Raw genomic sequence first — 20158 nt, 5'->3', positions numbered from 1 at the left:
AACCGCCCGCTTGCCGTCCCCGGTTCGTCCCTGTGGGACCGCAACTGGTCACTCGGGGACGGCATTGCCGCCCTTGGCGCAGCTGCTTGGGGCCTGCGTTGCCGAGGATGCGGGCATGCCTCCTGCCGACACCACCATGACCGAACGCCGTCACGATATCGATGCCTTGCGCGTCTTCGCCTTCGCACTGCTGATCCTCTATCACGTGGGCATGGCCTATGTGGCCGACTGGGATTTCCACCTCAAGAGCGTGCACACCGCGCAGTGGCTGCAATGGCCGATGATCGTGCTCAACCGCTGGCGGATGCCCCTGCTGTTCATGATCTCCGGCATCGCGATCGGGCTGGCGCGGCCGCAGGCCAGGCCCTGGCACTTTGCCTTGCAGCGCTGCGGGCGATTGCTGCCGCCGCTGTTGTTCGGCATGTTCGTCGTGGTCGCGGTGCAGGCCTATTGCCAGGGCGTGAGCAACGGCAAGGTCAGCCCGGGCTTCGGCAGCTTCCTGCTGCGCTACTGGCAGGTGCGGCCATGGCCGGCCGGCAGTTTCGATGGCTGGGAGCACGGCATCACCTGGAACCATCTGTGGTATCTGGCCTATTTGCTGCCCTACACCATCGCCTTGATGGCGCTGGTGTCGCTGACCCGACCGCTGCGGTTGGCCGCGTGGCCGCGCTTGCCCGCCGCGCTGGCGGTGCCGGCACTGCTGCTGTTGCCGATCCTGTGGGAAGCGTTCTGCGTGCTGTGGGTGATGCCGCGGCACCCGCCCACCCACGCGCTGTTTGGCGACTGGTTCGTGCACGCCGAATCGTTCCCGCTGTTCGTCCTGGGGTATCTGTCGGCACGCCGCGAACGCTTCTGGCAGCTGGCCGTACAACTGCGCTGGCTCACCTTGGTCGCCGCGCTGGTGGCGATCGGCACCGAACTGGGCATTCGCTATGCCAGCATCCAGGGGCAGACTGCGCAACTGGGTGCACCGCTGGCCGCGCTGCCGTGGGAGGCGATCGAACACAGCGCACGTGCCGCCTACACCTGGCTGGCGCTGCTGACGATTCTTGGCGGGGCAAGGCTTCGATTGAATCGCCCGTTCCGCTGGCTGCCGTACTGCACGGAGGCGGTGTTCCCGTGGTACATCCTGCACCAGAGCCTGATCATCGTGACGCTGTACTGGCTGATGCCCCTGCATCTGAATGCCTGGCTGGAGCCGGCGCTGGTACTCGCCGCCACCGTGATCGGCTGCCTGGCGTTGCACGAGTTTGCGATCCGCCGGGTGCGCTGGTTGCGTCCCTTGTTCGGATTACGTGCGCGCAGGCCGCGCCTGGCGAGCAAGACCGACAGCGCGCCGGTGCCGTCATGAAAATGTTGCGCAGGCGTGTCCCGCTTCGGCATGCGACGCACTGGACGGCCCGTCGGCAGCAACGCAAGATGCGCGCCGGATACGCTCTTTCGAAGACACCATGCGCCCTACCCTGCTTGCCGCCACCTTGTTGCTCGCACCCGTCGCCGCCCTTGCCGATGCGCCGGTCGGCATCGCCTTCGATCACCAGGACTGGACCATCGCCTGCGACAACACCCGCACCTGCCGCGCTGCCGGTTATCAGCCGGATGACGACGGCAGCACGCCGGTATCGGTCTTGCTGACGCGCAAGGCCGGTGCCGGGCAAGCGGTCACCGCCGAGTTGGTGCTGGGCCAGTACGACGAGCTCAAGATGCCGGCATCGCTCGCCTTGCGCATTGACCAGCGCGACCTGGGCAAGCTGGCACTGAATCGCGACAGCGGCACTGCACCGCTGACCAGCGCGCAGGTGACCGCGCTGCTGGCCGCACTGACCCGCAGCAGCAAGATCGTGGCGGTCGGCAACGATGGTCGCCGCTGGCAGCTGTCCGATCGCGGCGCCGCGGCGGTGCTGCTGAAGATGGATGAGTTCCAGGGCCGGCTGGGCACGCGCGGCGCACTGGTGCGCAAGGGCGATCGCGACGACGCTGCAGTGCTGCCGGCCGTGCCGGCACCGCAGGTGCGTGCGGTCAAACTCGCAGCAACGCAAGCAGCCGATGCGCGCCTGGGCACGCTGCCGGCGCTCTATCAAGCACTGCGTGCCAGCTTGCCGGCCGATGAGGAATGCAAGGGGCTGCAGGCCGGCGATGCAGCCGAGCCGCTGACGGTCACCCGGCTCAGCAGCGACAAACTGCTGGTCTCGACCGACTGCTGGATGGGCGCCTACAACGTCGGCACCGGTTTCTGGGTCATCAATGCACGCGCGCCGTTCGCGCCGACGTTGGTGACCACGCACGCCAGCGATATCGACGGTTCCACCATCCTTGAATCGCAGAAGGGCCGCGGCCTGGGCGACTGCTACAGCGAGGCCAGCTGGACCTGGGATGGCCGCCGTTTTGTGCCGACCTCCAAATCCACCTCCGGCCTGTGCCGGCTGGTGGCCGCTGGCGGGGCGTGGGAATTGCCGACCCTGGTGACCGAGGTCAAGAAGGCGCCCTGACCGAGGCGAGGACGGTGCGAGCGTGCGCTTGCACTGTCTTGCAAGACGCCTTGAGCGGCGAACGAAACCATCTTGCCGCCATCAGGCAGGCGCCACTTGCGGCATGTACCACCACGTACATGCCGGCTGTGGGTGCGCCGTCCCGTGTAGAGCGGTTGATGTGCAGCCTGGCTGCAGGGCCGCGCTGTCGCCCCTACCAAAGCAAGCGATTGACAGCCGCGCGCTCAGCCAGTGACTGTCGCCGGCTCGCAGTGCTCGACGATCAACTGCACCGCGGTGCCGCCGCGATAGTCGTCGCTGACCAGGCGGTACGCCAGCCGCACCATGCGTGCCGGCTCGCTGCCGCGCCAGCCGTTGAAGTGGATGGCGTTGAGCGGTTCGGCGCGGCCGGCGCAGCGCAGCGTGAGCTTGAGATGGCGTTCCTTGAGCAGGCGCCATTGCAGCACTTCGAACTGACCATCGAACAGCGGCTCGGGAAAGCCCTGCCCCCACGGCCCGGCCGCGCGTAGCGCCTCGGCATGCAGGTGATCGAGCTCGTGCGCGGCCAGTTCGCCATCGCTATGCAATTCGGCATGCAGCAGCGAGGCGTCGACCATCGCCTGCACCTGGCGCTGGAATGCCTGTTCAAAGGTCGCCAACGCGGCATGCTCAAGACTCAGCCCGGCGGCCATCGCATGGCCGCCGAACTTCTGGATCAGGCCCGGGTGGCGCGCATCCACTGCCGCCAGCACGTCGCGGATATGCAGGCCGGGGATCGAACGTGCCGAACCACGCAGCTGACTGCTGCCCGGCTCGGCCGGCGCCAATGCAATCACCGGGCGATGCAGGCGGTCCTTGAGCTTGGAGGCGACCAGGCCGATCACGCCCGGGTGCCAGTCGGCATCGAACAGGCACGCGGCGATCGGTAACGCGCCATCGGCATCCAGCACCACCTTGGTGACGGCCTGCTCGGCATCGTCGGTCATCAACTGCTGCACCGCGCGGCGCTCGGCGTTGATCTCTTCCAGGGTGCCGGCGATCTCGCGCGCCCGGTTCCAGTCCTCGCTGAGCAGCAGCTCGATGCCCAGCGCCATGTCTTCCAGCCGGCCGGCTGCGTTGAGACGCGGGCCCAACGCAAATCCGATATCGCTGGCGCTCAGGCGCGCCACATCGCGGCCGCTGGCATCGATCAAGGCGCGCAGGCCGATGCAACCCTTGCCCTCGCGCAGGCGGCGCAGGCCGGCCGACACCAGCGCCCGGTTGTTGATATCCAGCGGCACCAGATCGGCAACGGTGCCGACCGCCACCAGGTCCAGCAATACCGACAGATCCGGCTCGGCGCGTTCGGCGAAGGCGCCACGCGCGCGCAGCACACCGCGCAAGGCCATCAGCACATAGAAGATCACCCCGACCCCGGCCAGTGATTTGCTCGGGAAGCGGTCGTTGGCCAGATTCGGATCGACAATCGCATCGGCTGGCGGCAACACCTCGCCAGGCAGGTGATGGTCGGTGACCAGCACCGTCCAGCCGCGCGCCTTGGCCGCGGCCACGCCAGCGTGGCAGGCGATGCCGTGATCGACCGTGACCAGCAGATCCGGCTGCAATGCAGCCAGCTCCTCCACCAGCGCCGGCGACAGGCCGTAGCCATGCACCATGCGATTGGGCACCGCGTGATGCACATCCAGCGCGCCGAGCATGCGCAAGCCACGCACGCCGACCGCGCAGGCGGTGGCGCCATCGCAGTCGAAATCGCCCACCACCAGGATGCGCCGCTGCCGGGCGATCGCATCGGCCAGCAACTCGGCCGCCACGTCACTGTTGTGCAGCAACTGCGGCGACAGCAATTGACCCAGACGCGGCTGCGCGCCGTGGGTATCGGTGACGCCACGCGCGGCATAGATGCGGCGCAGCAGCGGCAACATGGCATCGGGCCAGCTGCCGGCCTGCCCGGGCGGGCGCCGGACGATCCGCGGGGTTGAGGTCATTGCGCCAGCTGTGCCCGCGGCTTGCGCCAGAAACGCCAGCGTTGCGCATGCGTCAGCGACACGGTTTCGCCATCCTGGAAATCCAGCACCAGCCGATCCAGTTCGCCACGTGCCATCGCCGCCAGCAACGGCGCCACCGCGTCGTCGCTGAACTGCTGCAGTGAGCGCAGATGGCGCAGGTCCACCAACGCATCCACGCGTTGTTCGCCCTGCGCATCGGCACCGGCCGCCAGCGCCAGCGCACGCAGCAGTGATTCGCGGCTGCGTACCTGACGGTGCGGCGAACTCACCGCATGCGGCAGCACGCCGCCGCCCCAGAACCACAGCGAATTGATCGCCGGCTTGCCGCTGGCCACGCGGCCCTCGTTCCAGGGATGCTGATGCAGCAGCACCTGCGCCTCGGTCAGCAAGGCGCGCCAGCGCCGGCCGATCTCGCCGGCTGGCAGATGCTCGAACAGGTCGTCGCCGATTGCCAGATCCGGTGGCGCAAATTCCGGCAATTTGGCATCCGGCGACAGCCGCAGATACCAGCGCGCTGGCGTGGGCGCATCCAGCAGGAATCCGGCATCGCCAAACATCGGCTTGAGGATGGGCAGCAACACCGCCAGGTCCTCGGCCGTGGGGCCGAGCGCCTCGCCGTAGCCCATCAAGCGCGCGCCCTGCATATCCGGCACCACGTAAGCCGGATCGGCACGCACCCAGGTCGCACCGGCCGCATCGCCGGCATCGAGCTGGCGGGTCAACGCGGCCACCGGCCAGTGCGCAGGCGTCAGCGTGAAGTGGCGCTGCAGCTGCGCCACTTCGCCGGGCTCGGCACCTTGCTGGTCGGCACGCGCCAGCGCGCGCGCCACCGGCGTGTCGCCCAGTTCACCGGGCAGGCGGCGTTTTTCCGGCAGCAGCAGCGTGGCGGTGGTCATCGGGCGATGGCGTCGTTCAATCCCGGCGCGTCAGTCCAGATAGGCAACGCTGACCACTTCGTACTCGCGCTGGCCGGCCGGCGCATCGATGGTGACCGAGTCGCCTTCCAGCTTGCCGATCAACGCACGCGCCAGCGGCGAGGAGATCGCGATCATGCCCAGCTTGATGTCCGCTTCCAGATCGCCAACGATCTGGTAGCGCTTCTCTTCGTCGGTCTCGGTGTCGGCCAGCGTCACCGTGGCGCCGAACACGATCTTGTTGCCGGCCGACAGCTTGGTGATGTCGATGATCTCGGCATGCGAGAGCTCGCCTTCCAGCTGCTTGATGCGGCCTTCGATGAAGCTCTGCTGCTCGCGCGCGGCGTGGTACTCGGCGTTTTCCTTCAGATCGCCGTGCGCGCGCGCTTCGGCGATCGCATTGATCACCGCCGGACGCTTGACCGACTTCAGCTGGTCCAGCTCTTCGCGCAGACGCTGCGCGCCCTTTGCCGTCATGGGTGCTCTCATGCTTCCAGCTCCTTGTGCAGTTCCTGCAGCGACCACACAGGGCCGGTGCCGCGGAATTCCAGCGAATGCACCAGCGCCTTGGCGCCGGCAACAGTGGTCGAATAGGTCACGCGATGCTGCAACGCTTCACGCCGGATCGAGAACGAGTCGGAGATGGCGGCGCGACCTTCAGTGGTGTTGACGATATACACGATCTCGCCGTTCTTGATCGAATCGACGATATGCGGGCGCCCTTCGGCGACCTTGTTGACGATCTCGCAGCTCAGCCCGTTCTGCTGCAGCCAGGCACCGGTGCCGCGCGTGGCGACCAGCGTATAGCCGCGCTCCACCAGCGCCTGCGCCACCGGCAACACCCGCTGCTTGTCCGGATCGCGCACCGACACGAAGGCCTTGCCCACCGGCGGTGCCTTGATGCCGCCGGCCTCCTGCGCACGCGCAAACGCGGCGCTGAAGCTGCGGCCCACGCCCATCACCTCACCGGTGGAGCGCATCTCCGGCCCGAGGATCGGGTCCACGCCCTGGAACTTGGCGAACGGGAAGATCGCCTCCTTCACCGAGTAATAGCCCGGCACGATTTCCTTGGTGGCGCCCTGCTCGGCCAGCGTCTTGCCGGCCATGCAGCGCGCGGCGATCTTGGCCAGCGGCATGCCGATCGCCTTGGACACGAACGGCACGGTGCGCGAGGCACGCGGGTTCACTTCCAGCAGGAACACCACGTCGTCGCCGGCCTCGTTCACCTGCACCGCGAACTGGGTATTCATCAGGCCGACCACGTTCAGACCTTCGGCCAGCATCACCACCTGACGGCGCAGCTCGGCCTGGGTCTTGGGCGAGAGCGAATACGGCGGCAGCGAGCAGGACGAATCGCCCGAATGCACGCCGGCCTCTTCGATGTGTTCCATCAGCCCGCCGATCAGCACGTTGCCGTCCTTGTCGGCAATGATGTCCACGTCCACTTCCACCGCGTTGTCGAGGAAGCGGTCCAGTAGCACCGGCGAATCGTTGGAGACCTTGACCGCGTCACGCACATAGCGCGCCAGGTCGGATTCGCCGTAGACGATTTCCATCGCGCGGCCGCCCAGCACGTAGCTCGGGCGCACCACCAGCGGATAGCCGATTTCGCGCGCCAGCACCAGCGCTTCCTCGGCATTGCGGGCAATGCGGTTCGGCGGCTGCTTCAGGCCCAGCTTGTCGACCAGCTGCTGGAAACGCTCGCGGTCTTCGGCCAGATCGATCGAATCGGGCGAGGTGCCGATCACCGGCACGCCGTTGGCTTCCAGCGCGCGCGCCAGCTTCAGCGGGGTCTGGCCGCCGTACTGCACGATCACGCCCTTGGGTTTTTCCAGCTCGACGATTTCCAGCACGTCTTCCAGCGTCAGCGGCTCGAAGTACAGACGGTCGGAGGTGTCGTAATCGGTGGACACGGTCTCCGGGTTGCAGTTGACCATGATGGTCTCGTAGCCGTCATCGCGCAGCGCCAGCGCCGCATGCACGCAGCAGTAGTCGAACTCGATGCCCTGGCCGATGCGGTTGGGGCCACCGCCCAGGATCATGATCTTGTCGCGGTCGGTCGGCAGCGCCTCGCACTCGTCCTCGTAGGTCGAATACAGATACGCGGTGCTGGTGGCGAATTCGGCGGCGCAGGAATCCACGCGCTTGTAGACCGGGCGCACCTTGAGCGCGCGACGCAGCGTGCGCACCGATTCCTCGTTGGTGCCGGTCAACTCGGCCAGCCGCGCGTCGGAGAAACCAGCGCGCTTGAGCGTGCGCAGACGCGCCGCATCCAGTGCCGGCATGCCGTCATCGGCCAGTTGCTGTTCGTGGCTGATCAGTTCTTCGATCTGATCCAGGAACCACGGGTCGATGAACGACAGCGCGTAGACATCGGCCACGCTCATGCCGGCGCGGAACGCATCGGCGACATAGAACAGACGCTCCGGGCCCGGTGCCTTGAGCTCGCGCTTGAGCGCGGCGATATCGTCTTCGCTGCTCAGATCCAGGCCGGTCGGGTCCAGCCCGATCTTGCCGGTTTCCAGGCCACGCAGCGCCTTCTGCAGCGATTCCTGGAAGGTGCGGCCCATCGCCATCACCTCGCCCACCGACTTCATCTGGGTGGTCAGGCGCGCGTCGGCCTGCGGGAATTTTTCGAACGCAAAGCGCGGGATCTTGGTGACCACGTAGTCGATTGACGGCTCGAACGAGGCCGGGGTCAGGCCACCGGTGATCTCGTTCTTCAATTCGTCCAGCGTGTAGCCCACCGCCAGCTTGGCGGCAACCTTGGCGATCGGGAAACCGGTGGCCTTGGACGCCAGCGCCGACGAGCGCGACACGCGCGGGTTCATCTCGATCACCACCACGCGGCCGGTGGTCGGGCTGATGCCGAACTGCACATTCGAGCCGCCGGTATCCACACCGATCTTGCGCAGCACCGCGATCGAGGCATCGCGCAGGCGCTGGTATTCCTTGTCGGTCAGCGTCTGCGCCGGCGCCACGGTAATCGAGTCGCCGGTATGCACGCCCATCGGGTCGAGGTTTTCGATCGCGCAGACGATGATGCAGTTGTCCGCGGTGTCGCGGACCACTTCCATCTCGAATTCCTTCCAGCCCAGCACCGATTCTTCCACCAGCACCTCGGTGGTCGGCGACAGTTCCAGGCCACGGCCGACGATCTCGATCAGCTCTTCGCGGTTGTAGGCGATGCCGCCGCCGCTGCCGCCCAGGGTGAAGCTGGGACGGATGATGGTCGGGTAGCCGACTCGGGTCTGGATATCCAGCGCCTCTTCCAGCGTGTGCGCCACTTCGGCGCGGGGGCAATCCAGGCCGATCTCGCCCATCGCCACGCGGAACAGCTCGCGGTCTTCGGCCATGCGGATCGCTTCGCGCTTGGCACCGATCAGCTCGACGTTGTACTTCTCCAGCACGCCGTGGTCGGCCAGATCCAGCGCGCAGTTCAGCGCGGTCTGCCCGCCCATGGTCGGCAGCAGGGCATCGGGCTTTTCCTTGGCGATGATCTTCTCGACCGTCTGCCAGTTGATCGGCTCGATGTACACCGCATCGGCCATGTCCGGGTCGGTCATGATCGTGGCCGGATTGCTGTTGACCAGCACGACGCGATAGCCCTCGTCGCGCAGCGCCTTGCACGCCTGCGCGCCGGAGTAATCGAACTCGCAGGCCTGGCCGATGACGATCGGGCCGGCGCCGATGATCAGGATGGTTTTTAGGTCGGTGCGCTTTGGCATTTCTTTACTCGATTAGGAACATGCGGCAAGCCGCAGGTGCGGAAGAGTGGCCGCGGCGATCGCATCGCGACGCGGCGTGATAGTGCATCGGCTCGGCAGAGCCGAACGCCGGGTTCATCCGGCAGATCCATAGCCGAGGGCGCGCAGGGTGTGCTGAAGCCATTGATACAGCCCGAAGGACGCGGCAAAGCTGCCCAGGATCAGCAGCCAGCCGATCCCGGAGGTCTTGCCCCAACGGCGCACCTTGTCCGGGTCGCTGTTCTGCATGCGGTGGTGAAAGGATTCCCCTCCAGCCACATAGCCGACGCCGAAGACGAAGCACATCGGCACCAGCAAGGCCAGCTTCATGCCGCCGTGCAGCGTGATCGACTGTGCACCAGCGCGTGCCTGCTCCAGCGGCATCCACACGCCCCAATACGTCAGGGCAACGCCCATCAGCACGATCAGCACACCCATCAAACGAGCGCTCATGCGCGCTTGGCATCCTTGGCCATCAACTCCACGAACCGATCGAACAACGGGCCCACATCGCGCGGGCCCGGCGAGGCTTCCGGGTGGCCCTGGAACGAGAACGCCGGTGCGTCGGTCAGCGCGATGCCCTGATTGGTGCCATCGAACAGCGACCGATGGGTCACCCGCACATTGGCCGGCAGCGTGCTTTCGTCGACCGCAAAGCCATGGTTCTGCGAGGTGATCATCACCCGCCCGCCGTCCAGATCCTGCACCGGATGGTTGGCGCCGTGATGGCCGGTGGTCATCTTGACCGTGCTGGCACCGGCGGCCAGCGCCAGCAGCTGATGGCCCAGACAGATGCCGAAGGTGGGCACTTGCCTGGCGATCAATTCCTGGATGGCGCTGATGGCGTAATCGCAGGGTTCCGGATCGCCCGGTCCGTTGGACAGGAACACGCCGTCCGGGTTCATCGCCAGCACCTCGGCCACCGGCGTGCGTGCCGGCACCACGGTGACGTCGCAGCCACGGTCGGCCAGCATGCGCAGGATGTTGAGCTTGACGCCGTAATCGTAAGCAACAACCTTGTGCTTCAGCTCGGCGCGCACGAAGGTGTCGGAATTCAGATCCAGCGAGCCTTCCTGCCAGCTGTAGCTGGTCTCGGTGGAAACCACCTTGGCCAGGTCCATGCCCTTCAGGCCGGGGAAGCTGCGCGCGGCTTCCAGTGCCTTGTCGACATCGATCTCGCCGGCCATCAGTGCGCCGTTCTGGGCGCCCTTCTGCCGCAACAGGCGGGTCAGCTTGCGGGTGTCGATGCCGGAAATGGCCACCACACCGCGGGCCTGCAGCCACTCCGGCAGTGCGACTTCGCTGCGCCAGCTGCTGGGGCGACGCGGCACATCGCGCACGATCAGGCCGGCGGCCCAGATCTTGCTGGCCTCGTCATCCTGATCGGTAAAGCCGGTGTTGCCGATATGCGGATAGGTCAGCGTGACCATCTGGCGGGCGTAGGAGGGATCGGTCAGGACTTCCTGGTAACCGGTCATGGCGGTGTTGAACACCACTTCGCCGACGGAAAGCCCGTTGGCGCCTACGGATTCGCCCTCGAACACGGTGCCGTCTTCGAGGACAAGGATTGCGGGTTGGGTCACGTGGGGGTCTCGCTCTGGCTGCCTGGGACTCCGATGCGCTTCCGGCCAAATTCCGGTTGCAGCAAAGCGCGGACGCGGTGCTGAGGACCGGTCCGACGCTGGTTCGGGCAAGCGAGAATTGTAAAGGCAAGTGCCCCGGCATGCCAGCCTGGAGAACACCGGTCGCCGCGCTGGCATCGCAATGGCGGGATGAATGCGCCACTGCGATCATTCGCCATTCATGCGCGGCGACGCGCCGGCTTACAGCACCAGATCGCGCACGCGATAGCTGCCGGCCGGCTTGCCGAGCAGCCGCTTGGCCGCATGCAGGGCACCGCGCGCAAAGATGTCGCGGTTGGTGGCGCGGTGCACCAGCTCCACCCGCTCGCCCAGCCCGGTGAACTGCACCGTGTGTTCGCCGACGATGTCGCCGGCGCGCAGGCTGGCAAAGCGCGGCTGCGCGCCGCTGCCGGTGGCCGCCTCCCCCAGCGTCAGTGCGGTTCCGGAGGGTGCGTCCTGCTTGTGCACGTGATGCGCCTCGACGATGTCGCAATCCCAGCCCGGCAGGCTGCCGGCGGCACGCTCCACCAGTTCGGTCAGCACCGCAACGCCCAGGCTGAAGTTGGACGCCCACACCAACGGGATCTGTTGCGCGGCCTCCAGCAACGCGGCACGCTGCGCCTCATCCAGACCGGTGGTGCCGGACACCAGCGGTTTGCCGCGCTGCGCGCACAGCGCCAGGATCGGTGCGAAGCCCTGCGGCAGGCTGAAGTCGATTGCCACATCGAAGGCCGGCGCACCGCCGAGTTCGCTGGCGGCAAAGTACGGCACACCGTCCACTACGCGCTGCGACGGCGAGCGCCCCACCACCGCACCGACGACGTGCAGCGCCTCGTCTTCGGCAGCCAGGCGCAGCAATGCCTTGCCCATCCGCCCGGAGGCGCCGTGGATCAGAACTTTCACAGGAGACGGTGTCATGGCGGCAGGCCTAGCGGGGCGATGGGGTTGTACAAGATAGCTGGGAATCGGGAATCGGGAATCGTAAAAGCTGGGATTGGGGAGTCGGGATTGGGGAATCGTTGGAGCCGGGAATCGGGATGGGGGGGTTAGGGAATCGTGAGAGCTGGTGCGGGTGTGCGCGTTTTATGTGCTGTGGCGCTTTGGCTTGGTGGCGTCCGTGGGGTGCGCGTGGCGGTTGGCACACAACGGCGCGAGCGGTCATGGGGCGGTGAGGGCTGCGTCGCTGCACGTTGGTAAGGACGATGAGGACGCGTGGCACACGGCCATCATGGCGGCGCCTGGAAGGTGGCGTTTGCCGACTTCGTGACCGCGATTTCCCAATCCCGACTCCCGACTCCCGACTCCCGACTCCCGAATCCCAAATCCCAAATCTCAGCCCTGCAGCTAGCGCGGCTGCGGCCTTTGATCTGGCGCGATGGCGTTGGCGGTTCTCAGTCGCCTGCGCCGTGCAGGCGTTTGCTCCAGCTCTCTACTTCGCGGCGTTGCAGGCGGCGCTCGAACAGCGCCTGCCATGACGGCACCAGCGGCAGTTGCAGCACCTCGGTAATGGCGGCGACGTCGATATCGCGCGCATACAGCAGCTGTTGCAGGCGCGACAGCGTCCATTGCGGATGCGGTCGCTGCTGCAGTGTCAGCGTGTCGCCGGCCGCAACGTCGCCAGGCTGCAGCACGCGGTAGTACCAGCCGGTGCGGCCGGTGTCCTGCACGCGGCGCGCCATGTCGCGCAGGCCGAAACGGTCGGACAGCTTCCAGCATGGCTGACGCAGCTGCGACACCTCCACCACCGCCGTACCCAATGCAAAGCGATCGCCCAGGCAGACGTCGGCTTCGGTAAGGCCGAGGCTGCTCAGGTTCTCGCCGAATGCGCCGGCCGTCTCCAGCAATGCCTGCGCACCGAGCTCGGCCTGCCAGGCAGCGTAGTGATCGCGCGGATAATGGTGGATCGCCTTGTCCGGCCCGCCATGCACACGCCGGTCGCCCTGCTCGTCGCCGTGCAGACCGTCGGGACTGACGTGCACCCTGCCGTCCACCGCCCGCTTGTCGATCGCGCTGCGGCTACCGGGCCGGGTGTAGTCGCGTGCGATACCGATCGCGACGCTGTCGATGGTGGTCGCAAGCGCAAGCGCAGGCGCCTGCACGCCAGCGGTCTGCGTGCTCACGCGCCCTGCCCGGGCAATTCGGCCAGCGCCTCGCGCAGCACCTCGCCCAGGACCTGGATGCCGGCGTCGATCCTGTCGCCGGGCACGGTGACAAACGACAGCCGCAAGGTATTGACCTGCGGCAAGGTGGCGTAGAAAGGCGCGCCCGGCACGAATGCCACATTGCGCGCGATCGCACGCGCCAGCAGCGCGGTGCCGTCCAGCCCGGGCGGCAGGGTCACCCACAGGAACATGCCGCCTTCGGGGCGATTCCATTGCACCTGGGGCGGGAAATGCCGATCCAGTGCTTCCAGCATCAGGCTGCATTGACGCGCATACAGCGCGCGGATCTGCGGAATGTGCGTGTCCAGGAAATCGTCCTGCAACGTCTGGTGGACCACGCGCTGGGTGAACGAGGGCGTATGCAGATCGGCCGCCTGCTTGGCCTGGATCAGCTTGCCCAGCACCGCTTCGGGCGCGACCACATAGCCCAGCCGCAACCCGGGTGCGAGCACCTTGGAGAACGAACCCATGTAGATCACGCCCTCCGGGTTGAGCGACAGCAGGCTCGGCAGCGGCTGGCCGCTGTAATACAGCTCGCCATACGGATCGTCTTCGACAATCGGCACGCCTGCCTCCGCCGCGCGCGCCACCAGGGCCTGACGACGCGCCAGCGGCAACCGGCGACCGGTGGGGTTCTGGAAGTTCGGCAGGCAATACAGAAAGCGCGCATCGGCCAGCACTGCAGGATCCAGCGCCTCCACCACCACCCCGTCCTCATCCGAGGGCATGCCGACGAAGCTCGGCTGGAACAGCGAGAACGCCTGCAGCGCGCCCAGGTAGCTCGGCGTTTCCACCAGCACCTTGCTGCCTTCGTCGATGAAGACCTTGCCGAGCAGATCCAGGCCCTGCTGCGAGCCGGTGGTGATCAACACCTGGCTGGGCCGGATGCTGGCGCCGTCACGGCTCAGCCGTGCGGCCACCCATTCGCGCAGCGGCGCATGGCCTTCGGTGGGGCCGTATTGCAGCGCGGCCTGCGGCGCATCGCGCAGCACCTGATCGCTGGCCGCGCGCATGCGCTCCACCGGAAAGGTAGCCGGCGACGGCAGCCCGCCGGCGAAGGAAATCACCTCCGGCCGCTCGGTCACCTTGAGGATTTCGCGAATCGCCGAACTGGTCAGCGCCTGCGCACGTCGGGAGATCTGGAAGGAAGTCGTCATCGCGCAAGCATAGCGAAGGCCCGTGGCCGACGCGCTGTGCACTGCAGCGTCGACGACGCAACCCGGCCAGTGACAGTGTTGCTGCTGCACCGATCATTGCCACGCGTCACGCCGCTCGCCTGGGTTGCAGCGGCGCTAACGAACACCCGCTGCAGTGATGCCGATGCACTGGCGTCGATGCCAGCCGGCAAGGCAATCGCCACACGCGTATCCCCTCGCCCAGGATGGTCACCGGCTTCTGTCGTCGACGCGGGTTACCTGCGCAAATCGGCTGGGTCGCGAGCCAGGGCAGCGCGTACCGGTAACAGGCAGCCCTTCCGCGCATCGATGGCGCCGGCACGACAATGCGGCAGCAATCGTGCCGACGACGTTCAGTCGTACGCCGGGCCGACCCAGGCAGTGCCTTCGCTGCGTTCGATCAAGGTCTTCCAGCGCTTGCGGACCAGCTTGTCGCGCGAGCGGAAGGTCATGCGCAAGCCCGGCAAGCCGAGCGTGGCGCGCGTCTCGACCATGGCCGAGGCTTCATCGGCAGCAATCTCGATCCTGGTGATCGACTGCTTGTAGTCGATCACCTCTTCCGGGTTGGCCACATGACGCATCTGACGCAGCACCTGCGCCCATTCGCCATTGGATTTACAGTACTGCTCGCGCGTGGTGGTCTGCCGCTTCTGGTGCGAATCCATGCGGTACAGCACCACCATTTCGAACGTCGGCGCGGTCATCGCGCACAGCGCTTCGCCGTCCTGACCGAGCATCGCCTTGTCGTGCGCGGCGTAGAAATCGCGCACCTGCGCTTCGTCCAGCGCGTTGCCACCGTAGTTATAAATGCCGGCAACCGCCGCCAGGACTGCCAATAACACCAACAACCGCATCTGTGCCCCCTGCATCGCCGCGTCCTGCGGCCGCGCAAGTGTAAGGGATGCGATGGATCAGTGACGACGTGGCGGCGCCGGCCCGCAGCTGTCGCAGCCACCGCAGGCCGCGGCGTTCTGCGCGGCCGGCGGCGCCACGCGGCGGCCCAGCGCCCGCATCCACGCAGGCCGCCCATCGCGCAGCAGGCAGATCGCCACTGCGCCGCGCAGACGCCGCAGCGTGCCGGGAAATTGCTTCTTCATCACCACCCACAGGCTGAGCAACACCGCCAGCGCGATGACCAGGTACTGCAGCGTAAGCGACAGATCCACTTCAGCCGGCTCCCAGCAGCACGGCCAGCTGGTAGGTCACCAGCGAGGCCAGGTAGGCCAGCGCGAACAGGTACACCGCGCTGACCGTCATCTGCTTCCACGAGTTGGTTTCGCGCTTGATCGTGGCCAGCGTGGAGATGCACATCGGCGCGTAGATGTACCAGACCAGCAGCGACAGCGCGGTGGCCAGCGACCAGCCATCACTGATCAGCGGCGACAAGGCCTGCGCCGCGGCATCGTCGTCGGCAGCCGACAGCGCGTACACGGTCGCCAGCGAGGCCACTGCCACTTCGCGCGCGGCCAGGCCCGGAATCAGCGCGATGCAGATCTGCCAGTTGAAGCCCAGCGGCGCGAAGAAGACCGCCATCGCATGGCCGATGCGCCCGGCGAAGCTGTAGTCGATCGCCGGCAAGGTGGCGTCGGCCGGCGCGGCCGGGAACGACAGCAGGAACCACAGCAGGATGGTCAGGGCCAGAATGATGCCGCCGACGCGCTTGAGGAAGATCAGCGCACGCTCCCACAGCCCCAGCGCCAGGTCGGGCAGATGCGGCAGGCGGTACGACGGCAGCTCCAGCATCAGCGGATGCTCGCTCTTGTCGCGGCGCCACTTCTTCATCGTCCACGACACCAGCAGCGCGCTGACGATGGCTGCGGCGTACAGCCCGAACAGGATCAGGCCCTGCTGGTTGAAGATGCCCCACACGGTCTTCTGCGGGATGAAGGCGCCGATCAGCAAGGCATACACCGGCAGGCGCGCCGAGCACGTCATCAATGGCGCGACCATGATGGTGGCGAGCCGGTCGCGCGGGTCCTGGATGCTGCGGGTGGACATGATGCCCGGCACCGCACAGGCAAAGCTCGACAGCAACGGGATGAACGAGCGCCCGGACAAGCCGGCGGCAGACATCATGCGGTCCAGCAGGAAGGCCGCGCGCGGCAGGTAGCCGGACTCCTCCAACGCCAGGATGAAGGCGAACAGGATCAGGATCTGCGGCAGGAATTTGATCACCCCGCCCAGGCCGGTGATGATGCCGTCCTTGAGCAGGCTGTTGAGCGGGCCCTCCGGCAGCGTGGTGCCCGCCCACTCGCCCAGCATCGCGGTGCCGGCATCGATCAGGTCCATCACTGGGTTGGCCCAGGCATACACCGCCTGGAAGATCAGGAACATCACCACCGCCAGCGTGACCAGGCCCCAGAGCGGGTGCAGCAGCCAGCGGTCCAGCGCATCGTCCACCCGCGAGGTCCGTGTCGGCATGGTCACCGCCGCACTCAGGATCTGTCGCACCTGCGCATGGTAGTTGCCGTCGGCAGGCGGCGTGGCGCTCGGTGCCGCCAGACGCGCGGCCTGCGCGTCGATGCGCTCGACCAGCGCCTTGGCACCGCCGCGGCGCACCGCCACCGTTTCCACCACCGGCACCCCAAGCGCCTGTTCCAGCGCCGGCAGGTCGATGACGATGCCGCGTCGTTGCGCCGCATCGACCATATTCAAGGCCACGATCATCGGCCGGCCCAGCTCGCGCAGCTCCAGCGCAAAGCGCAGATGCAGGCGCAGGTTGGTCGCATCCATCACGCAGACCAGCACGTCCGGTGCCGGTTCGCCGGGGTAAAAGCCACGGCACAGGTCGCGGGTGATCGCCTCGTCCAGGCTGGCCGGCTGCAGGCTGTAGGCGCCGGGCAGATCCAGCACCGCGAAGTCGCGCCCGGATGGCGCGCGGAACTGCCCTTCCTTGCGTTCGACGGTGACGCCGGTGTAGTTGGCAACCTTCTGCCGGCTGCCGGTCAGCTGATTGAACAGCGCGGTCTTGCCGCTGTTGGGATTGCCCACCAGCGCCAGCCGCAACGGAACGCTTGCCACGCTCATGCCTGTGCTCCATCGACGCGTACCTGCACGCGTGCGGCCTCGCTACGGCGCAGGGCGAACCGGGTGTAACCGACCTGTACCAGCAGCGGTTCGCGCCCGACCGGCCCGGTCGCCAGCACCGTGACTTCTTCGCCGGCGACAAAACCCAGTTCGCGCAGACGCCGGGCGATCGTGTCGTTGGGGAGGCGATCCTCCACGGAATCCACGATGGCGGCGCGATGCAAGGGCATGTCGGACAGCGTCACAAAGACGGCCTGATTGTTAGGAATGGTTCTCAATTCTAGCATCGACGCACCGCGTCATGGCTCAGCCGACCCGTGCCGCTATCATGGTTCGCATCCCATTCATGGACGTTGACGCAATGCAGGACACCGGCTTGATCGTGGAGGACCAGGGAGCGGTCCGCACGTTGCGACTGCACCGCCCGGCGGTGCACAACGCCTTCGATGCGACCTTGATCGGCGCGCTCACCGACGCCTTGCAGCAGGCCGGCCAGGCGGCGCAGATCCGCGTCGTCGTGATCACCGGTGCCGGCGCTGCGTTCTCCGCGGGCGCCGACCTGAACTGGATGCGCGGCATGGCCGGTGCCAGCGAGGCCGACAACGCGGCAGATGCGCTCGCCCTGGCGCGCCTGATGCGCACGCTGGACGAGTTGCCCAAGCCGACCATCGCGCGCGTCAACGGCGCGGCGTTTGGCGGCGGCGTGGGCCTGGTGGCATGCTGCGATATCGCCATCGGCTGCACCGAGGCGCGCTTCGGGCTGACCGAGAGCAAGCTCGGCCTGCTGCCGGCGGTGATTTCGCCGTATGTGATCGCAGCGATCGGCGCGCGCCAGGCCCGGCGCTGGTTCGCCACTGCCGAGATCTTCGACGCGGCCACCGCGCAGCTGCTGGGCCTGTTGCATCAACTGGTGGCCGCCGACCAACTGGATATCGCGGTGGAGCGCCAGGTCCGCCTGTTGCTGGCGGCCGCGCCATTGGCCGCGGCAAGCGCCAAGGCGCTGGTGCGCGCGGTGCTGCCACCGATCGACCGCGACGCCATCGACGCTGCCAATGCCGCGTGGATCGCGCGCCTGCGCGTTTCCGCGGAAGGTCAGGAAGGCCTGGGCGCCTTCCTCGACAAGCGCAGCCCGGCCTGGGTGCCGGAGGGCGCGGCGTGAGCGACTTTGTCCGCATTGTCGAGGTCGGCCCGCGCGATGGCCTGCAGAATGAAGCGACACCGATCGCCACCGCCGACAAGATCGCCTTGATCGATCAACTCTCCGCGACCGGGCTGCGCAGCATCGAGGCGACCAGCTTCGTCAGCCCGCGCTGGGTGCCGCAGCTGGCCGACGCGGCCGAGGTGTTTGCCGGCATCGCACAGGCGCCTGGCATCGCCTATCCGGTGCTGGTGCCGAACCTGCAGGGCTACACCCGCGCGCAGGCGGCGGGCGCGCAGGAAGTGGCGGTCTTCACTGCGGCGTCGGAGGCCTTCAACCGCACCAATACCAATGCCGGTATCGACGAGTCGCTCGAACGGTTCCGGCCGATCCTTGCGCAGGCCGCCCTCGACGGCGTGCGCGTGCGCGGCTACGTCTCCACGGTGCTGGGCTGCCCGTATCAGGGCGAGGTGCCGGTGGCCGATGTGGTCGATGTCGCGCAACGGCTGTACGCACTGGGCTGCTACGAGATTTCGCTGGGCGACACCATCGGCGTCGGCACCCCGGCCAAGGCACGCCAGATGCTGGCCGCGGTGGCGCAGGCGGTCCCGATGCCGGCATTGGCCGTGCACTTCCACGACACCTACGGCCAGGCGCTGGCCAACATCGCCGCCTGCCTGGAGCAAGGCGTGCGCGTGGTCGATGCGGCGGTGTCCGGTGCCGGCGGCTGCCCCTACGCCAAGGGCGCCAGCGGCAATGTCGCCAGCGAAGATGTGGTGTATCTGCTGCATGGGCTGGGCATGCCGACCGGCATCGACCTACCTGCCCTCGCCCGCACCGGCCGCTGGCTGGCGCGGTTGCTGGGCCGCGAGACCGGCAGCAAGGTCGGCAAGGCCTTGGCGGCCCCCGGCTGAGATTTTAGTCCCGCACGCCGCCGCCACGCCCGCGCCATCTTCCAGGGCGGGCGCACGGACGCTTCGGCTAGAATCGCCGGCTGCGTCGTCACCCGTTCGCCTGCCGGCATCCACCGGCTTCCAGGATTTCCAAGGAACCACCGCATGCAGCCTTCTTCTGTTCTTGCCATCGTCACCGGCGGCGTTTCCGGACTGGGCCTGGCCGTGGCGCAGCGCATCGTGGCCGACGGCGGCAAGGTCGCCCTGTTCGACGTCAACGCCGACAAGGCCGAGGCGGCGCTGGCGCTGCTCGGTGACGGCAACGCGCAGTATTTCGCCACCGACGTCACCGACGAGGCGCAGGTCGCCGCCAACGTGGCGCAGGCCGCGCAGGCGCTGGGCGGGCTCAACCTGGCGGTGAACTGCGCCGGCATCCTGGGTTCGGGCCGCGTGCTCGGCAAGGAAGCGCCGATGCCGCTGGCGACCTTCCGCACCACCGTGCTGGTCAACCTGGTCGGCAGCTTCAATGTCGCCAAGGCCGCAGCCGACGTGATGCAGCACAACAGCGCCGGCGACGACGGCGAGCGCGGCGTGATCATCAACACCGCCTCTGTGGCCGCCTACGAAGGCCAGATCGGCCAGGCCGCCTATGCCGCCAGCAAGGGGGGCGTGGTCGGCATGACCTTGCCGATGGCGCGCGAACTGGCGCGCTTCGGCATCCGCGTGATGACGATCGCACCGGGCGTGTTCTGGACCCCGATGGTGGACGGCATGCCCGAGGCGGTGCAGCAATCGCTGGCCGCGGCGATCCCGTTCCCCTCGCGTCTGGGCCAACCCGACGAATACGCCGACACCGTCGCCTTCATCCTGCGCAATCGCTATCTCAATGGCGATGTGATTCGCCTGGACGGCGGCGTGCGGTTGGCGCCCAAGTAGCGGGGAATGGGGAATCGGGAATGGGGAATCGTAACGGCGCCCTACTCTCAGCACCCCGGCCCCGGCTTTTT

General features: G+C 67.3%; 18 protein-coding genes. 5 read left to right on the top strand and 13 right to left on the bottom strand.

Annotation, left to right across the window (positions count from 1 at the left end):
• Window positions 1-136: 136 nt before the first annotated feature.
• Together ABQY74_RS09710 and ABQY74_RS09705 are read left to right on the top strand one after the other, a co-directional pair.
• Window positions 137-1351 carry an acyltransferase family protein gene (locus ABQY74_RS09710; protein WP_349794737.1) on the top strand — a complete coding sequence of 405 codons (1215 nt, stop codon included), beginning with the start codon at window positions 137-139 and terminating at the stop codon, window positions 1349-1351.
• Window positions 1352-1451: 100 nt separating this feature from the next.
• Window positions 1452-2489: a DUF1176 domain-containing protein gene (locus tag ABQY74_RS09705; RefSeq protein ID WP_349794712.1), complete on the top strand. Its 1038-nt coding sequence runs from the start codon at window positions 1452-1454 to the stop codon at window positions 2487-2489.
• Between the two features lie 224 nt (window positions 2490-2713).
• On the opposite strand, the gene recJ is transcribed toward ABQY74_RS09705, so the two are convergent.
• From recJ to ABQY74_RS09640, 13 genes are all read right to left on the bottom strand, one after another.
• Window positions 2714-4453 (bottom strand): single-stranded-DNA-specific exonuclease RecJ, encoded by a 1740-nt coding sequence (recJ, locus tag ABQY74_RS09700; RefSeq protein WP_349794709.1) that lies wholly within the window; start codon window positions 4451-4453, stop codon window positions 2714-2716.
• Window positions 4450-5370, bottom strand: a complete 921-nt coding sequence (locus tag ABQY74_RS09695; protein WP_104595560.1) for a phosphoglycerate mutase — start codon at window positions 5368-5370, stop codon at window positions 4450-4452. The genes recJ and ABQY74_RS09695 overlap by 4 nt, the downstream gene beginning before the upstream one ends.
• Window positions 5371-5400: 30 nt before the next feature.
• Window positions 5401-5865, bottom strand: a complete 465-nt coding sequence (gene greA / locus ABQY74_RS09690) for a transcription elongation factor GreA (protein ID WP_016903166.1) — start codon at window positions 5863-5865, stop codon at window positions 5401-5403.
• Window positions 5866-5873: 8 nt separating this feature from the next.
• Window positions 5874-9116: a carbamoyl-phosphate synthase large subunit gene (carB, locus tag ABQY74_RS09685; RefSeq protein ID WP_024937721.1), complete on the bottom strand. Its 3243-nt coding sequence runs from the start codon at window positions 9114-9116 to the stop codon at window positions 5874-5876.
• Window positions 9117-9230: 114 nt separating this feature from the next.
• A complete protein-coding gene (locus ABQY74_RS09680) occupies window positions 9231-9587 on the bottom strand; it encodes a hypothetical protein (RefSeq protein WP_039521388.1) in 357 nt (118 codons plus the stop codon).
• Window positions 9584-10717 (bottom strand): glutamine-hydrolyzing carbamoyl-phosphate synthase small subunit, encoded by a 1134-nt coding sequence (carA, locus tag ABQY74_RS09675; RefSeq protein ID WP_039521387.1) that lies wholly within the window; start codon window positions 10715-10717, stop codon window positions 9584-9586. Before carA ends, ABQY74_RS09680 begins: the two co-directional genes overlap by 4 nt.
• 240 nt (window positions 10718-10957) lie before the next feature.
• Window positions 10958-11674, bottom strand: a complete 717-nt coding sequence (gene dapB, locus ABQY74_RS09670; RefSeq protein WP_039521385.1) for a 4-hydroxy-tetrahydrodipicolinate reductase — start codon at window positions 11672-11674, stop codon at window positions 10958-10960.
• Window positions 11675-12147: 473 nt separating this feature from the next.
• Window positions 12148-12855, bottom strand: a complete 708-nt coding sequence (locus ABQY74_RS09665) for an MOSC domain-containing protein (protein ID WP_349794735.1) — start codon at window positions 12853-12855, stop codon at window positions 12148-12150.
• A gap of 17 nt (window positions 12856-12872) precedes the next feature.
• Entirely contained in the window at window positions 12873-14075 is a 1203-nt protein-coding gene (locus ABQY74_RS09660; protein ID WP_349794705.1) for a PLP-dependent aminotransferase family protein, read from the bottom strand.
• Between the two features lie 371 nt (window positions 14076-14446).
• Window positions 14447-14947 carry a nuclear transport factor 2 family protein gene (locus ABQY74_RS09655; RefSeq protein WP_349794703.1) on the bottom strand — a complete coding sequence of 167 codons (501 nt, stop codon included), beginning with the start codon at window positions 14945-14947 and terminating at the stop codon, window positions 14447-14449.
• Window positions 14948-15004: 57 nt separating this feature from the next.
• A complete protein-coding gene (locus tag ABQY74_RS09650) occupies window positions 15005-15259 on the bottom strand; it encodes a DUF6587 family protein (protein WP_181141791.1) in 255 nt (84 codons plus the stop codon).
• Between the two features lies 1 nt (window position 15260).
• Window positions 15261-17120, bottom strand: coding sequence for a ferrous iron transporter B (locus ABQY74_RS09645; protein WP_104623144.1), 1860 nt, complete (start codon window positions 17118-17120; stop codon window positions 15261-15263).
• A complete protein-coding gene (locus tag ABQY74_RS09640) occupies window positions 17117-17365 on the bottom strand; it encodes a FeoA family protein (protein WP_016904358.1) in 249 nt (82 codons plus the stop codon). Before ABQY74_RS09640 ends, ABQY74_RS09645 begins: the two co-directional genes overlap by 4 nt.
• A gap of 116 nt (window positions 17366-17481) precedes the next feature.
• On the opposite strand from ABQY74_RS09640, the gene ABQY74_RS09635 reads away from it, so the two are divergent.
• The 3 genes from ABQY74_RS09635 (at window position 17482) to ABQY74_RS09625 (ending at window position 20087) form a co-directional block, all read left to right on the top strand.
• Window positions 17482-18279 (top strand): enoyl-CoA hydratase-related protein, encoded by a 798-nt coding sequence (locus ABQY74_RS09635; protein ID WP_349794732.1) that lies wholly within the window; start codon window positions 17482-17484, stop codon window positions 18277-18279.
• Entirely contained in the window at window positions 18276-19172 is an 897-nt protein-coding gene (locus ABQY74_RS09630; RefSeq protein WP_349794701.1) for a hydroxymethylglutaryl-CoA lyase, read from the top strand. The genes ABQY74_RS09635 and ABQY74_RS09630 overlap by 4 nt, the downstream gene beginning before the upstream one ends.
• Window positions 19173-19316: 144 nt before the next feature.
• A complete protein-coding gene (locus tag ABQY74_RS09625) occupies window positions 19317-20087 on the top strand; it encodes an SDR family oxidoreductase (protein ID WP_039527531.1) in 771 nt (256 codons plus the stop codon).
• The last annotated feature ends 71 nt before the right edge of the window (window positions 20088-20158 follow it).

Source organism: Xanthomonas sp. WHRI 7064, assembly GCF_040202355.2.
Lineage (GTDB): Bacteria > Pseudomonadota > Gammaproteobacteria > Xanthomonadales > Xanthomonadaceae > Xanthomonas > Xanthomonas arboricola.
This window is presented reverse-complemented; position numbering and strand designations above follow the sequence as displayed.

Bases quoted from the DNA above. Each gene is read 5' to 3' on its own strand.
- dapB (WP_039521385.1), bottom strand. From the start codon at position 11,674: ATGACACCGTCTCCTGTGAAAGTTCTGATCCACGGCGCCTCCGGGCGG.
- ABQY74_RS09635 (WP_349794732.1), top strand. From the start codon at position 17,482: ATGCAGGACACCGGCTTGATCGTGGAGGACCAGGGAGCGGTCCGCACG.
- carB (WP_024937721.1), bottom strand. From the start codon at position 9,116: ATGCCAAAGCGCACCGACCTAAAAACCATCCTGATCATCGGCGCCGGC.
- ABQY74_RS09655 (WP_349794703.1), bottom strand. From the start codon at position 14,947: ATGCGGTTGTTGGTGTTATTGGCAGTCCTGGCGGCGGTTGCCGGCATT.
- ABQY74_RS09680 (WP_039521388.1), bottom strand. From the start codon at position 9,587: ATGAGCGCTCGTTTGATGGGTGTGCTGATCGTGCTGATGGGCGTTGCC.
- ABQY74_RS09625 (WP_039527531.1), top strand. From the start codon at position 19,317: ATGCAGCCTTCTTCTGTTCTTGCCATCGTCACCGGCGGCGTTTCCGGA.
- ABQY74_RS09705 (WP_349794712.1), top strand. From the start codon at position 1,452: ATGCGCCCTACCCTGCTTGCCGCCACCTTGTTGCTCGCACCCGTCGCC.
- ABQY74_RS09710 (WP_349794737.1), top strand. From the start codon at position 137: ATGACCGAACGCCGTCACGATATCGATGCCTTGCGCGTCTTCGCCTTC.
- recJ (WP_349794709.1), bottom strand. From the start codon at position 4,453: ATGACCTCAACCCCGCGGATCGTCCGGCGCCCGCCCGGGCAGGCCGGC.
- greA (WP_016903166.1), bottom strand. From the start codon at position 5,865: ATGACGGCAAAGGGCGCGCAGCGTCTGCGCGAAGAGCTGGACCAGCTG.
- ABQY74_RS09695 (WP_104595560.1), bottom strand. From the start codon at position 5,370: ATGACCACCGCCACGCTGCTGCTGCCGGAAAAACGCCGCCTGCCCGGT.
- ABQY74_RS09645 (WP_104623144.1), bottom strand. From the start codon at position 17,120: ATGAGCGTGGCAAGCGTTCCGTTGCGGCTGGCGCTGGTGGGCAATCCC.
- ABQY74_RS09660 (WP_349794705.1), bottom strand. From the start codon at position 14,075: ATGACGACTTCCTTCCAGATCTCCCGACGTGCGCAGGCGCTGACCAGT.